We start from the raw sequence: 13,251 nt of genomic DNA, 5'->3' as shown, positions 1-13,251 counted from the left end.
ACGGGCGACACGGCAAGAACCGTGGAAGGTCCACCATGGAAGAGATGAACGTGCCCGCGTGGCGCAAGAGCAGCCGCTGCGGTACGTCGACCTGTGTAGAGGTCGCCCGGGTCGACGACCGTTACCTGGTCCGCGACAGCAAGAACCCCGAGGTCGCGGCACTCTCCTTCACCCGGGATGAGTGGGAGGCGTTCGTCGAGGGCGTGACGGCGGGCGAGTTCCGCTTCTGAGTCGTCGACCACCCGCTCCGCGCTTTCGGCCGTATGCGCGGAGCGGGTTGGTACACAACACTCACAATTAAATACATTTACCACCGAACAGACGTCGCATACCTCACATATGAGGTTATAAGCGGCGTCCTTTCTTTTTCATTCATGCCCACGATCAGTCCGGTCATTTACCGTGGATTCGAACCGTCACGGAGGTGCATTCACACATGATCGGATCGACGGAGAGAGTCCGCTGGCGCCGGAGCAGACACTGTGCCAATGGCACATGCGTGGAAGTTGCACGAATCGGGGATCAATTCCTGATCCGGGATTCCAAGAACGTCGGCGGCGCACCACTGGCGTTCAGCCGGGCCGAGTGGGAGGCGTTCGTCGCGGGGGTCAAGGCCGGGGATTTCGGTTTCGAATGACACCGCTTATCCCAGAGCGTGTGGGTGTCGCGGGCCGAGCGCGGCATACTGCAGAGGTGGACGGGTACACACACGCCACCGACACCGGTTGCTTCGGCTCACTGCACGAGGCAGCCGAAACCCTGCTGGACGACCTGACCTCCCGTTACCTGGTGGAACGGCGGGAGACGAAAGAGGCGCTCGGGCTCGATGACGCGCTCGTGCGAACGGTCCGGCTCATTCCTCGTACACCCACGGCAGCGCCGGTGGCGATCCACTTCACCGACCCCGGCCTGGTCCTGCGACTCGGGCGGTGGTGGGAGGAACCCCTTCCTGCCTGCGCCTGCGACGACTGTGACGAGCAGCCCGCCCGGCTGGTGGAGCGGCTGCACGCGCACAGCGCCGCGGTGGTCGAGGGTGGTCTCTGGGAACGCGTCCGCCGCGGCGTCGGCGGCTCCTGGTTCGAGACGAAACTGATCGGCGCCGGGGTGAAGTCGAGCCGGGAAGGCCTCCTTCCCGCCGCCGACGCCCGCGATGCCCGCCGCGGCGGGTTCGCCTCCCCGATGCAGTGGGCGCCCTGGCAGGTCCGCTCCTGAACTCCACCACCGGCCGGCACGTCAGCACCGCCGGCCACCCCGTCGTGATCGGGCCCCTCAGCCGGCGGCCGGCCGCAACCCCGCCTGCGTCCGGCCGCCGAGCAGGCCCACCACCCGGCCGGCGACCCGGTGACCCGTCACCCGGGCCATGGTCAGGTCACCACGGCAGAACCCGGTGAACGCCCGCCAGCCCGGCGGGCTCGCGAACGCCGCGTGCACCAGCCCCGGATACCGGTGGAAGAGCCCCAGCAGGCGACGGCCGGCCGCCATCTCCGGAGCCAGGCCGTCCGCGACCAGACGGTCGTACTCGCTGAGGTCACCACCGCCGGCCGCGACCGTTCCGGCCCACGTCCCGGAGCGCAGGGCGAAACTGATGCCCTCCCTGGTCCACGGCTCGAGCAGACCGGCCGCGTCGCCGGCCACCAGAACCCGGCCCCGGCGCACCGGCGAATCCGGTCGGCGGCAACGGGTCAGGTGCCCCGAGTCCCGCAGCACCGGACGGTCGTCGAGACCCAGCCGGGCGAGGAACTCCCGCAGGTAACGCTTGGTCTGGTCACCACGGCCACGCTCCATGATCACGCCGACGGTGAGCTGGTCGTCCTTGGGGAACACCCAGCCGTACGAGCCGGGAACCGGCCCCCAGTCCAGCAACAGGCGGCCACGCCAGCGGGACCGGTCACCCGGGGACGCCGCAAGCTCCACCTCCAGCCCGAGATCCTGCTGCTCGAAGGCGACACCGACGTGCCGGGCGGTCACCCCGGCCGAACCGTCCGCGCCGATCACCACGGAGGCCGTCACCGCCTCACCGGTGGCCAGGCTGACGGTAGGCGTACCCCCATCCTGCGAAACGGCCCGGACCACCGCGTTCTGCCGGACGGTCGCACCCACCTCGACCACCGACCGCATCCAGGCGTGATCGAAGTCGTCCCGCCGGACCATGGTCACCACCGGATCGCCCGGTGAGCGGCGGGTGAACGCCCGGCGCCCGTCGTGGGTGAAGGTGACCGCGGTGATCACGTCCCGGGCCGGCACGGCGAGAGTCGCGGCACTCATCCGCAGCGAGACGCCGAGCAGCCCGCCGCCGCAGGTCTTGTAACGCGGATGCTCGGCGCGCTCCAGCACGATCACCCGGGCGCCCGCCGACGCCGCAGCGTGCGCCGCCGACAGGCCGGCGGGCCCGGCACCGACCACCGCCACATCCCATTCCGGCGCGTGCCGCATGTCTGAAGTTTAGTTAGGTTGAACGCGAATCGTATCCATCTCCACGGGGCTGACGCATTGAACAGCGCGACGGCGACCGCTCTGCGGGTACCCACCCGAGCGGTCTATCTGACCTTCATCTTCCTCGGCGTCGCGATGGCGAGCTTCGCCGCGCGCATCCCGCAGATCCGTGACGCCCTCGGCCTCACCCCCTCCCAGCTGGGGCTGGTACTGCTGGCCAGCGCCGCCGGCTCGGTCACCTCGCTGCCGCTGGCCGGGCCGATCGTGGGCCGGTTCGGATCCCGCCGCACGGTCATGGTGACCGCCGTGGTGCTCGGCCTCGGTCTGGGCGGCGTCGCGCTCGGCTACCGGTCCGGCGTCGTCCCGGTGGTCGTCTCCCTCTATGTGTACGGGTTCGCGACCGGTGCCTGGGACGTCGCGATGAACGTCCAGGGCACCATCGTGGAGAGGCGCATCGGCCGGGCGATCATGCCGAGGTTCCACGCCGGGTACAGCATCGGCACCGTGGCCGGTGCGCTGATCGGGGCGGGCGCCGTCGCCGCCGGGATCTCCATCGGGGTGCACGTGAGCGTCTGCGTGGCGGTCGCGGTGATCGCCGTGCTGGTCGCGGTCCGTGACTACCTGCCGGACGACTCCCCGTCGTCGTCGTCGGCCGGATCGTCACCGATGGCCGCCTGGACGGAACCCCGCACCCTGCTCATCGGGGTGTTCGTGCTGGCGTTCGCGTTCACCGAGGGCGCGGGCATCGACTGGATCAGCGTGGCGCTGATCGACGACTACGATGCGCCGGCCGCGGTGGGCACCCTCGCGTTCGCGACGTTCCTGGCGGCGATGACCGTCGGCCGCTGGTGGGGTCCGGCGCTGCTGGACCGCTACGGCCGGGTGCCGGTGCTGCGGGCACTCGCGGTGAGCGGTCTCGCCGGGCTGCTGCTCTTCGTGTTCGGCACGCACGTCGCGGTGGCGTACGCCGGGGTGCTGCTCTGGGGTCTGGGTGCCTCCCTCGGCTTCCCGGTCGGGATGAGCGCCGCGGCGGACGAGCCGTCCCGCGCCCCGGCCCGGGTGAGCGTGGTGGCCTCTATCGGATATCTGGCATTCCTCGGCGGGCCGCCCCTGATCGGCCTGCTCGGCGACCACGTGACCGTGCTGAAAGGCCTCCTCGCCGTGGCCGTCCTGCTGATCCTGTCCACGTCGATCAGCACGGTGATCCGCGAGCCTCGCTAGTCACCTTTCGCAGTCAGGGTCTGCCTCTGTGGTGATTTCGGGCGCTCTGCACGCCCCAATTCACCACACCCACAACAGCGTGGTGATTTGAGGCGTCCAGCGCGCCCGTAATCACCACACCACCAGGGGTGTGGTGACTTGGGGCGTCCAGCGCGCCCGAAATCACCACGCCCCCACGGGTGTGGTGACTTCGGGCGTCCAGCGCGCCCGAAATCACCACGCGGACGGGCTTCGCACCCTGACCACGAAACATGTCTAGTGTTCCGAGTCATGACTGTGGACGGTTGGCTGCAGGACACACGGACCTCTTACGACACGGTGGCGGACAGCTACGCCGACATGCTGCGGGGCCACCTCGAGGACTCGCCGTACGACCAGGCCCTACTGAACCTCTTCGCCGACCTCGTCCGGCGCTCCGGCGACGGCCCGGTGGCGGACGTCGGCTGCGGCACCGGGCGGATCACCGGATTCCTGGCCGGGCTGGGCCTGGACGTCTTCGGCATCGACCTCTCCCCCGGCATGCTCGCCGCGGCCCGGCGCGACCATCCCGGGCTGCGGTTCTCAGTCGGGTCGATGACCGATCTGGATCTGCCGGACGACGCGGTGGGCGGCCTGCTGGCCTGGTGGTCCCTGATCCACGTGCCCGACGACGCGGCCCGGGTGGCGCTCGGCGAGTTCCGGCGGGTGCTGCGGGCCGGCGCGCCGCTGATGGTCGGCTTCTTCGTCGGCGACCAGGTGCGCTTCAAGTCGGAGGGCTACGGCGGCCACCCGATGAACCTGCACGTCTTCCACCGACCACCGGAGCGGGTGGCCGGTTGGCTGGTGGAGGCCGGTTTCACCGTGGAGGCCCGGATGGACCTGCCCGGCAGCGACGGTGTCCTGCCCGGGGCGGTGCTGGTCGCCCGCTGAGGGGTCAGAGGGAGGACCAGCAGTAGAGGGATTCGCCGGCTTCGCGGGCCCGCGAAGCCAGCGCGGACAGCTCGGGGATCACCGTCGCCAGGAACGACGGGTCCCCATGGCCGTGGAACTCCTCGGCAGTGGCCCACTGGGTGGCCAGGGCCGGCACCCGGTCGGCGGGGATGCCGGCCAGGACGTCGCGGGCGTGGTCGCCGAGAACGGTCACCCAGGGGCCGTCGTACTCCGGGTCGGTCTCGGCGCTCATCGGCCAGATCAGCCGGTCGGCGACCAGGCTCATGGTCCACTCCTGGTCGAGCACGGCGGCGATCAACTGCCCGACGGCCACGCTGGGCTCGAGGGACTTCAGATCGAGACCGTCGAAGGTCCCCAGCGGCGACTCGCCCTCGGTGTCGTCCAGGAGGCGGCGCACCTCGTCGAGGGCGGGCGCCCGGAAATAGTCGTACAGCACACCCATGCCGACCTCCCCATGAAAAAACCCCAGGCCATGTGACCTGGGGTTTCTCGCTGAGCCGCCTGACGGAATCGAACCGTCGACCTACGCATTACGAGTGCGTCGCTCTAGCCGACTGAGCTAAGGCGGCAACGAGGACTCATCCTACGGCATAGACCCCGAAGCTCTCACGCGGGTACGGCAGCAGTCATACCTCGTGGCTACTGTGGCTCAGGTGAACCAGGATCAAACGAAGCCGATCGTTCCCCGGCAGTCACGGCCGGCGGAGCAGACCGTTCCGGATCGGCCGCGGAGCATGGATCCCCAGGAGCTGGGGTTCACGCCGAAGGAGCGGGTCGGCTGGCTGGCGCCGCTGCTGCTGCTCAGCACCGGCCTCCGCGCCCTCCTGGCGATCTTCTTCGGGGCGTACCTGGATAAACGGGAACTTCAGCACGCCTTGGACGGCGACTTCTTCGATCACTCCACCACGGCGGACGGCGATCTCTGGCTGGACTACGTGGCGGACCTGGGTGACGGGTTCGACGCCACCTATTCGATCGCCTATCTGCTGGCCCAGCCCGAGCTGGACGTCGACGGCGAGCGGCTGCCGCGTGGCCGGCTGCTGCTGATGGGTGGCGATCAGGTCTATCCGCTGGCGAACGGTGACGGCTACGAGAACCGGATGAAGGGGCCGTACCGGGCGGCCCTGCCCGAGGCACCGGCCGGGGTGCCGCGGCCCACGCTGTTCGCCCTGCCCGGAAACCACGACTGGTACGACGGTCTGACCGCGTTCCTGCGCCTGTTCGCCCGTCGCAAGGACGGTCACATCGGTGGATGGCGGACCGAACAGCGGCGCTCGTACTTCGCGGTGAAGCTGCCGGGGAACTGGTGGCTGTTCGCGGTCGACGAGCAGTTCGGCGCGTACATCGACGACCCGCAGCTGCTGTATTTCGAGAGGGCGGCGCGGGAGGTCGGCCCGGACGACCGGATCATGCTGATGACACCGTCGCCGACCTGGGTGAAGGCGGTCGACAAGCCGGAGGCGTACGACGCGGTCGACTACTTCATCCGGACCATTCTGGCGCCGACCCGGGCCGAGGTGCGGGTGCTGGTCTCCGGCGATCTGCACCACTACGCGCGGTACTCCGGGCCCGACCGGGAACTGATCACCTGCGGTGGCGGCGGGGCCTACCTGCTGGGCACCGAGACCCTGCCGGGGAAGCTGACCGTGCCGCCGAAGGAGACGCTCACCCGCAGCCGGAGCCGCAGCCGCGACTACCAGTTGCAGGCACGGTTCCCGGACGCCCGCACGTCACGGCGCTGGAGCTGGGGCGTGTTCCACCGGCTGCCGCGGCGCAACGCCGGGTTCGCCACCATGCTCGGCATCATCCAGACGCTGACGATGCTGGCGATGGCCGGCGCGACCGTCGTCATGGAGCAGGTGCAGACGCTCGGCGCGCAGGCCGACAGCCCGTCGATCAACATCCAGCGGCTCTTCAGCATCCCGCTGCTGATCATGGTCGGGGTGGTGATGGCCGGCACGGTGCTGTTCGCGAAGCCGCCGGGGGCCGCGTCGGCGAAACACGCCCGGCACTGGCTGCTGGGGATCGCCCACGGCCTGCTGCAGCTCGCCCTGGCGGGTGCCGGCGCCTGGGTGTGGCTGCAGCTGCCGTTCAAGGACTGGGAGTGGCCCGGCCCGCTGGTCGTGGCGGCCGTCGTCTACGGCCCGGTGATCGCGGTGCTGTCGACCCAGCTGCTGGCGCTCTACCTGCTGGTGGCGAGCCGGTTCGACGTCAACCACAACGAGCTGTTCGCCGGTCAGGGCATCGAGGACGGCAAGAGCTTCCTGCGGATGCACATCACCGCCGACGGCACGCTCACCATCCACCCGGTCGGCGTCGAACGGGTGTGCAAGAAGTGGTCGGCCGACCCGGACGGCGAGCCGCACACGCCGTGGCTGCGCCCGGAGACACCACTGACCGTTCACCGGATCGAGGATCCGATCACGGTTTCCTAGGCCTGCTCCTGGGCCGGGTCGGGGTAGCGGGCGTCGTGGGCCTGCCGCGGACCGCAGACCGAGGCACGGCTGCACGAGCAGCGGGAGCCGTCCGCGTCCAGGCGGACCACGACCGAGTCCTTCGGCACGCTGTGCGCGACGACGCGGCCGTCACCCTCGGGCGTCGTGACCCGGCTGCCGACGGCCGGCGCCGACGCCTGGAACGACTGGTACAGCGGGTGCTCGTACTTGAGGCAGCACATCAACCGCCCGCACGCGCCGGAGATGCGCAGCGGGTTGAGCGGCAGATCCTGGTCCTTGGCCATCCGGATGGTGACCGGCTCGAAGTCGGTGAGGAACGTGGCGCAGCACAGGTCGCGCCCGCAGGAGCCGATGCCGCCCTGCACCCGGGCCGAGTCCCGGGCCGAGAGCTGGCGCAGCTCGACCCGGCAGTGCAGGGTCGCCCCCAGGTCACGCACCAGGGACCGGAAGTCGACCCGGTGCGGCGCGGTGAAGTAGATCGTCGTCCGTGAACCACCGCCGCCGGTCTGGTCCAGCACGTGGTCGACGGCGACGACCTTCATCGGCAGCTCGTGGGCCTTGATCAGTTTCTTGGCGGCGACCTTCGCCTCGGCTTTACGTTTGCGCAGCACCTCGTCGCGGCGCACATCCTTGTCGTCCGCCAGACCGGCGACCTTGGGAAACCCGGAGGTCTCCTCGTCGACCCATTGCGGCGCCCAGACGCACTCCGCCACCTCCGGACCGTCGTCGGTCGGCACCAGCACGCGGTCGCCCACCGCCGGCGTGAACCCGTTCGGATCGAGGTAGTAGAGGCGGCCGTACCGGTTGAAGCTGACCGCGCACAGCATGCCCATGCGATCAACCCTACGACGGCCGACAAGCCGCACCAAATGCCGGTTTTGAACTACCCGCGCGGGTTGTCGCATTGATGTCGCGCAACCGGCCCTATCGACCCTCGTTGGCAGGTCCGAAGACGCACTTCCGTCGCCGTCGCAACCGGCGATCCCGTCGCCCTCTGCGGCACGTCCCGTCGCCATCGGCGGCAATCATGTCGCCGTCGGCGGCGATACATGTCGCCGTCGCAAGCGGCACTCCTGTCGAAGGGAACCGCCATGACACCCGCCAGGTCGGTGGCCGCCAGTCTCGTCGCGCTGGGTTTCGCGAGCACGCTCACCCCGCCGCTGCCCGCCGCCGCCGCGCCCCTGCCGTGCGGGCGGGCCCTGCATTACGCCGCACAGTCGGGCGCCGAGGTGCTCCGCATCAACAAACTCGATGCCGGTCGCGCCACAGCGTCTCCGGCCGGGACCCGGGCGTCTCCCGGCCCGGAAGAGAGCGGCGAGATCTTGAAAGATCCGAAAACCGATTCATCGTACGAGCCACCCATGACCCTGGTTCCGTCGGAAGGTCCCGACGTGCTCTCGGATGATGGCGCGGAGCGGCCCGATCCGGTGGCGGAGAGCGCGGGCCCGGACGACAGCGTCGAGCCCTCGGCCGGCCGGTCGAACCCCTCCCCCGAAGCCGGCGGCCCCGCCGACCGTTCGCCATCCGACAAGCGTTCCCCCGCCGGCGAGCGGACGCCGGCCGACAAGCGGACGCCGGCCGGCGGATCCGCCGGATCAGCCGAGCCGCTCGGGGACATCGGGCTGGGCGACGTCCGGAGCGTCATGATCGCCGACAATCCGGTCGCCTCGGCCGGCGCCGCCCGGGTCCTCAACGGCAAGGCCGACGGGCGTTCGGCGAACGGCGAGACCGTCACGCAACAGGCCCCGCCCAGCCACCGGAAGGCGACCGAACGCCGTACCGGTGAACGCCGCTTCGGCCCCCTCCGCGCCGGCGCCGGCACGATCGGCGCCCACGCCCGCTGGCGCGACGGCCTGGCCTGCGGCACGAGCACCGGCGAGGTGTCCAGCGCGCAGGCCGCGCTGAGCCGGGTGACCCTGGCCGGCGGCGGCAGCGCCTCTCTGGTCCGCGCCCCGGAGAAACTGGCCGCGATCAGCGGGACCGCCCTGCGCGCCTCCGGCGGTGACCTGTCCTCGGAGGCCACCGCGACGGTCACCGGCGGCCGGATCACCCTGGTCGACGGCGCGGTACGCCTCCGCCTCCTGAAACCGCCCGTCCTGCGCGTGACGATGTCCACCACCGCGGGGGCACGGGTCGCCTACCAGCCTGCCACGCTGGAGGTGACCACCCGGGAGGGTCGTCCGGCGCGTCTCACCACTGCCGGTGATCACGCAGACGTACCCCTGAGTAATGATCTTTCGCCCCTCACCGAGTCGGCCGCGCCCTCCGGCGGCGAGGGCGAGGTGTCGCCGGCTGCCCCGCTGCCGGTGCCGACCCTGGAGAGTCTCCCCCGCCTGGCCGGCCCGGAAAGCACCCCCAATCGATCCAGCACTCCCGATGGGTCCGGTGTGGAGGGAACCGTTCTGCGCATCGCGCTGGGTGACGTCCGCCAGGCGACCAAGGGCAAGGCGGCAGCGGCCAAGGCCACCGCGATCCACCTCTCGGTGGCACGCGGTACCGGACAGTCGTCCACTGTGGTGGCCGACCTGGGCCTCGGGGTCCTCGAAGCAGCCGCGGTGGCCCCCGAGACGAACGCCGCACCCGGCCTGACCGGCGCCCCCGCCACCGGCTCCGACGCCGGTTCCGACGCCGGTTCCGGATCCGGAACCGGAACCGGCGCGCCGGCCGCCGGACTCCCGGTCACCGGCCCCGGCACCGCTCCCCTGTTCCTGACCGGGGCGGGCCTGATCGTGGGCGGTGTCGTGGCCCTGCTGGCCGGCACCCGTCGCCGCCGCACCGAGCCCTGACCCCGTCCTCCACCAGGACCGGAAGCCGACTCCGGCGAACAGGAGCCTCCGGCCCGTGAGGCAGCCGGGTGGGGTGGCGGGGGCCACCCCACCCGGCATTTCGCTCGGTCCCGGCCGACCGCCGTCTCCCCGCCGATCCGATGCGGTCGGGACGGGTCGAACGGTGATGACAGACGCGGCCGGAGTTGAAAGGCTGTTCCGATGACGGAACGGCGTGGTGTGGTGGGGCAGCCCGGCAGCTCGGGCCGCCGGTTGTTGCTCCTTCCCGACGGCGTGACGGCGACCGTGCCGGACAGCGCCACCGACGACGAGATCACGGCCGAGTTCAGCCTGGATCGGCTCGTCCACACGCCCCGGCTCGACCTCAGCCCGTCCGGCGCGGTGTGCGTCGACGGTCCGGCCGCCGGTCTGCGGCTCGACTACGTCGTCAACGAGCTGGGCGATGTCGTCGCGGACTTCGACGGCCCGCCGTACTACGAGGTGATCGAGATCGGCGACGCGCAGCACCCCGCCCAGCTTCGCCACCTGCCCGGGACGGCCGTGACCGCCGACCGGATCAAGGGGTATTACCGGCTCCGGACTCTCGGGAGAGGACAGTGACCTGTGACGTGCGGCAGTGCGACCAGCCCGCCGCCCGCGGGGAGTCGTGGGTCGGGCACCTCACCCCGGAGCTGACGCCTCACACCAGATCCGGTGTCCGGAACGACAGATGGACCCAGCACCCGGAGCGGGCCCTCACACCAGGTTCGGCGTCTGCAGCGGCACCGTGTCGTCCAGGAGGCCCTCCGCCCGGTCGTAACTGTCGGCGACCGTCCGCAGCAACACCGCGCCGATCGCCGCCGCCGCCCGCGCCTCGTCCGCCGGCACGGATTCACCCGTCGCGGTGAGGGTCAGCGCCTCGGTGGAGACCAGCGCTCCGGCCAGGGCAGCGGCCACCGCGGCACGGGCCCGCACCATCCAGGCAATCAGTGCGTCGGCGAGGTCGGCCGTCGCCTCCATGCGCCGGCCGAGACTGTCCGGGCCGCCGTTGAGGTGCCCGGCCGTGGCCCGGCGGGCTTTCTCGTAGGCCTCCGCGGCCTCACCCGTCCACGCGCCCGCCTGCGGCAGCGTGTCGGCGAGGTCCGCGTAGGCCCGGGCGTCCGCGCGGAGTTCGGCCACCGAGTCCAGGATCGGGTCGGGGCTCAGCGCGCCCACCGCGCGGACCGCGTCCCCCGGCAGCAGGCGGACCCGGCGCAGCTGGGCCCACACGTCGTGGCCCTCCGGGGCGCCGATCGTGGACAGCACCCCGTCGACCCGGCCGAGGAGCGGGCCGGCCGCGTCCAGCAGGTGGTCCAGCCGGTCCATCACAGCCCTCGCTGGAACCGTCGGCGTACCGTCTCGTCGGTGTCCGCGTAGTGCCGGGCGCCGGAGCGGACGGATCGGGCCATCTCGCTCAGCCGTTCGGAGGCGTCGGCGGCCTCCCGGGCGCGGGCGGCGAGCACGGCGGTCCAGCCGGCGTAGAGGGCGCGGCCGATCCGTCCGGGACGGCCGGCGTCGTCGGCGGCGAAGGCGGCGGCACCGGGGCCGAGGTTGGGCACCTTGCGGTCCATGATGGCCAGTGTGTTCGCGGCATGATCGATCTGATCGGCGAGTCGATCCACCTCAGTGCCCCTCCAGGGAACGGAACGATCCGAAAACCTCACCGTGCAATTTCTCGCGTGCCCAGCGGGCCGCCTCGGAGGCGGCGGCGACCGCGGCACGGATCTCGCCCGCGAATCGCGCCGGGTCGCGGTCGCGCAGCTCACCGTGCAGTCTCACGTCCACAATGTCTCCCGCAGCGGTGACGACGACCTCGATCGAACGGTCCGGCGAGTGCACCGACACGGAGTGGGCGGCGACGGCGTGGTCGAACTCGGCGCGCAGACCCTCGATGCGCCGATAGCGGTCGATCGCCTCGTCGATCCAGGCCTCGTCGATCTCGCGGCCCATCCATGGCTCCTCACCACGTCACCACATCACCAGGCGTCATGCCGTCATCGCATTCCGGGGTTCAGACCGTACCGGTTCGGGTGACGGTCTCGCTACAGCCAGAAATCCCTTGTGGATAACTTCGGCAGTAATCACTCACTGTCAAATGAGCAACTACCATAAGTCACTTTGCGTAACGGGCCAACCGGGGCGAGGCATCACGCGGCCCGGGGCAATACCATCGTGACGTGGCTGGGCAAGGCGTCTTCGCAGAGCTGGTGGGTCAGGACGAGCCGGTCGGGATCCTGCGGCGGGCCGCCGCCGCGGCGGCCCGGGTGGTGGGCGGCGATCCGGGCGCCGGCGGGATGACGCATGCCTGGATCTTCACCGGGCCGCCGGGCTCCGGGCGTTCCGAGACGGCGCGGGCGTTCGCGGCCGCACTGGAGTGCGAGCGGGACGGCACCGGGTGCGGCGAGTGCCACGGATGCCACACGACCATGGGCAAGACCCACGCGGACGTCCGGTTCGTCGCACCCGAGGGCCTGTCGATCAGCGTGCACGAGATGCGGGCGCTGGTGCTGCGGGCGGCGACCGCGCCGTCCGGCGGGCGCTGGCAGGTGGTGGTGATCGAGGACGCCGACCGGCTCACCGAGGCGGCCGGCAACGCCCTGCTGAAGGCGATCGAGGAACCGCCGCCGCGGACGGTGTTCCTGCTCTGCACGCCGTCCACCCATCCGGATGACATCTCGGTCACCATCCGCTCCCGGTGCCGGGTCGTGGCGCTGCGCCAGGCGCCGGCCGAGGCGGTCGCCCGCGCGTTGACCGGCCGGGACGGGATCGAGCCGGAGACCGCCTCGTGGGCGGCCGCGGCGTCGCAGGGCAACGTGGCGCAGGCCCGCCTGTTGGCCGCCGACCCGACGGCCCGGACCCGGCGGGAGGCGGTGCTGTCGGTGCCGCGCCGGCTGACCGGGGTGGGTGCCTGCTTCGACGCCGCCGCCGCGCTGATCGAGGCGGCCGAGGCGGAGGCGGCGACCACCTTCGCCGAGAACGACGCCTCCGAGCGGGCCGCCCTGGAGCAGGCGCTCGGTGCGGGCGGCACCGGCCGGGGCGCCGCGGGTGCGATGCGCGGTGCCGCCGGGCAGATCAAGGAGCTGGAGAAACGGCAGAAGTCGCGGACCACCCGTGCCCAGCGGGACGCCCTCGACCGGGCGCTCGTCGACCTGGCCGGTTTCTATCGCGACACGCTGGTCACCACGATGGGTGCGCCGGTGGCGGTGGTGCATCAGGACGTGGCCGACCAGTCGGCGGCCGCGGCCCGCAAGTGGACACCGGAGAGCACCCTGCGCCGCCTCGAGGCGATCGTCGCCTGTCGGCAGGCGATCGAGCAGAACGTGAAGCCGCGGATCGCCGTCGAGGCGATGATGCTGTCGCTCTGGAAGGGCTGACCCGCCTTGACGCATTGATGGACGGCGATCTAT

Annotated in this window: 15 protein-coding genes and 1 tRNA gene; 9 read left to right on the top strand and 7 right to left on the bottom strand. The window is 71.2% G+C overall.

Translation table 11 applies throughout. The features are described 5' to 3' along the window. Window positions 1-35: 35 nt before the first annotated feature. The 3 genes from QSK32_RS31015 (at window position 36) to QSK32_RS31005 (ending at window position 1,212) form a co-directional block, all read left to right on the top strand. Window positions 36-230, top strand: coding sequence for a DUF397 domain-containing protein (locus QSK32_RS31015; protein WP_045740542.1), 195 nt, complete (start codon window positions 36-38; stop codon window positions 228-230). Window positions 231-436: 206 nt separating this feature from the next. After that, on the top strand, window positions 437-637 hold the full coding sequence (locus QSK32_RS31010; RefSeq protein ID WP_045740541.1) for a DUF397 domain-containing protein: 201 nt from the start codon (window positions 437-439) through the stop codon (window positions 635-637). A gap of 56 nt (window positions 638-693) precedes the next feature. Further along, window positions 694-1,212, top strand: coding sequence for a DUF6226 family protein (locus tag QSK32_RS31005; RefSeq protein ID WP_045740540.1), 519 nt, complete (start codon window positions 694-696; stop codon window positions 1,210-1,212). 57 nt (window positions 1,213-1,269) lie between these two features. Here QSK32_RS31005 and QSK32_RS31000 read toward each other — a convergent pair whose 3' ends face one another. After that, window positions 1,270-2,433: a geranylgeranyl reductase family protein gene (locus QSK32_RS31000; protein WP_045740539.1), complete on the bottom strand. Its 1,164-nt coding sequence runs from the start codon at window positions 2,431-2,433 to the stop codon at window positions 1,270-1,272. Window positions 2,434-2,490: 57 nt separating this feature from the next. Between QSK32_RS31000 and QSK32_RS30995 the strand changes: the two genes are divergently transcribed. Beyond that, window positions 2,491-3,654 carry an MFS transporter gene (locus QSK32_RS30995; protein WP_045740538.1) on the top strand — a complete coding sequence of 388 codons (1,164 nt, stop codon included), beginning with the start codon at window positions 2,491-2,493 and terminating at the stop codon, window positions 3,652-3,654. 270 nt (window positions 3,655-3,924) lie between these two features. Beyond that, window positions 3,925-4,563: a class I SAM-dependent DNA methyltransferase gene (locus tag QSK32_RS30990; protein WP_045740537.1), complete on the top strand. Its 639-nt coding sequence runs from the start codon at window positions 3,925-3,927 to the stop codon at window positions 4,561-4,563. 4 nt (window positions 4,564-4,567) lie between these two features. Here the strand turns inward: QSK32_RS30990 and QSK32_RS30985 are convergent, their stop codons facing one another. Together QSK32_RS30985 and QSK32_RS30980 are read right to left on the bottom strand one after the other, a co-directional pair. Further along, window positions 4,568-5,026, bottom strand: a complete 459-nt coding sequence (locus QSK32_RS30985; RefSeq protein WP_285473883.1) for a hypothetical protein — start codon at window positions 5,024-5,026, stop codon at window positions 4,568-4,570. Window positions 5,027-5,079: 53 nt separating this feature from the next. Then, window positions 5,080-5,153 (bottom strand) — tRNA-Thr (locus tag QSK32_RS30980). Window positions 5,154-5,318: 165 nt separating this feature from the next. On the opposite strand from QSK32_RS30980, the gene QSK32_RS30975 reads away from it, so the two are divergent. Next, window positions 5,319-7,019, top strand: a complete 1,701-nt coding sequence (locus QSK32_RS30975) for a metallophosphoesterase (RefSeq protein ID WP_211275284.1) — start codon at window positions 5,319-5,321, stop codon at window positions 7,017-7,019. Here QSK32_RS30975 and QSK32_RS30970 read toward each other — a convergent pair. Next, on the bottom strand, window positions 7,016-7,873 hold the full coding sequence (locus tag QSK32_RS30970) for a PSP1 domain-containing protein (RefSeq protein WP_045740535.1): 858 nt from the start codon (window positions 7,871-7,873) through the stop codon (window positions 7,016-7,018). The genes QSK32_RS30975 and QSK32_RS30970 overlap by 4 nt on opposite strands. A 258-nt stretch (window positions 7,874-8,131) precedes the next feature. Between QSK32_RS30970 and QSK32_RS30965 the strand changes: the two genes are divergently transcribed. Together QSK32_RS30965 and QSK32_RS30960 are read left to right on the top strand one after the other, a co-directional pair. Beyond that, window positions 8,132-9,826, top strand: coding sequence for a hypothetical protein (locus QSK32_RS30965; RefSeq protein WP_285473882.1), 1,695 nt, complete (start codon window positions 8,132-8,134; stop codon window positions 9,824-9,826). Between the two features lie 201 nt (window positions 9,827-10,027). Further along, window positions 10,028-10,426 (top strand): hypothetical protein, encoded by a 399-nt coding sequence (locus QSK32_RS30960; protein ID WP_045740533.1) that lies wholly within the window; start codon window positions 10,028-10,030, stop codon window positions 10,424-10,426. Between the two features lie 135 nt (window positions 10,427-10,561). Here QSK32_RS30960 and QSK32_RS30955 read toward each other — a convergent pair whose 3' ends face one another. From QSK32_RS30955 to QSK32_RS30945, 3 genes are read right to left on the bottom strand one after another with little or no spacing between them, the layout of a single operon-like run. Next, entirely contained in the window at window positions 10,562-11,170 is a 609-nt protein-coding gene (locus tag QSK32_RS30955; RefSeq protein WP_045740532.1) for a hypothetical protein, read from the bottom strand. Then, window positions 11,170-11,415, bottom strand: coding sequence for a hypothetical protein (locus QSK32_RS30950; protein WP_045740653.1), 246 nt, complete (start codon window positions 11,413-11,415; stop codon window positions 11,170-11,172). Before QSK32_RS30950 ends, QSK32_RS30955 begins: the two co-directional genes overlap by 1 nt. A gap of 52 nt (window positions 11,416-11,467) precedes the next feature. Then, the gene (locus QSK32_RS30945) at window positions 11,468-11,794 is read right to left on the bottom strand and encodes a YbaB/EbfC family nucleoid-associated protein (RefSeq protein WP_045740531.1); all 327 of its coding nucleotides are present in this window, start codon (window positions 11,792-11,794) and stop codon (window positions 11,468-11,470) included. Window positions 11,795-12,021: 227 nt separating this feature from the next. Between QSK32_RS30945 and QSK32_RS30940 the strand changes: the two genes are divergently transcribed. Then, entirely contained in the window at window positions 12,022-13,218 is a 1,197-nt protein-coding gene (locus tag QSK32_RS30940; protein ID WP_045740530.1) for a DNA polymerase III subunit delta', read from the top strand. The last annotated feature ends 33 nt before the right edge of the window (window positions 13,219-13,251 follow it).

This window comes from Actinoplanes sp. NBRC 101535 (genome assembly GCF_030269225.1).
Classification (GTDB): Bacteria; Actinomycetota; Actinomycetes; order Mycobacteriales; family Micromonosporaceae; genus Actinoplanes; species Actinoplanes rectilineatus.
Note: the sequence above shows the minus strand (reverse complement) of the source record. Positions and strands in the feature narration are given on the sequence as shown.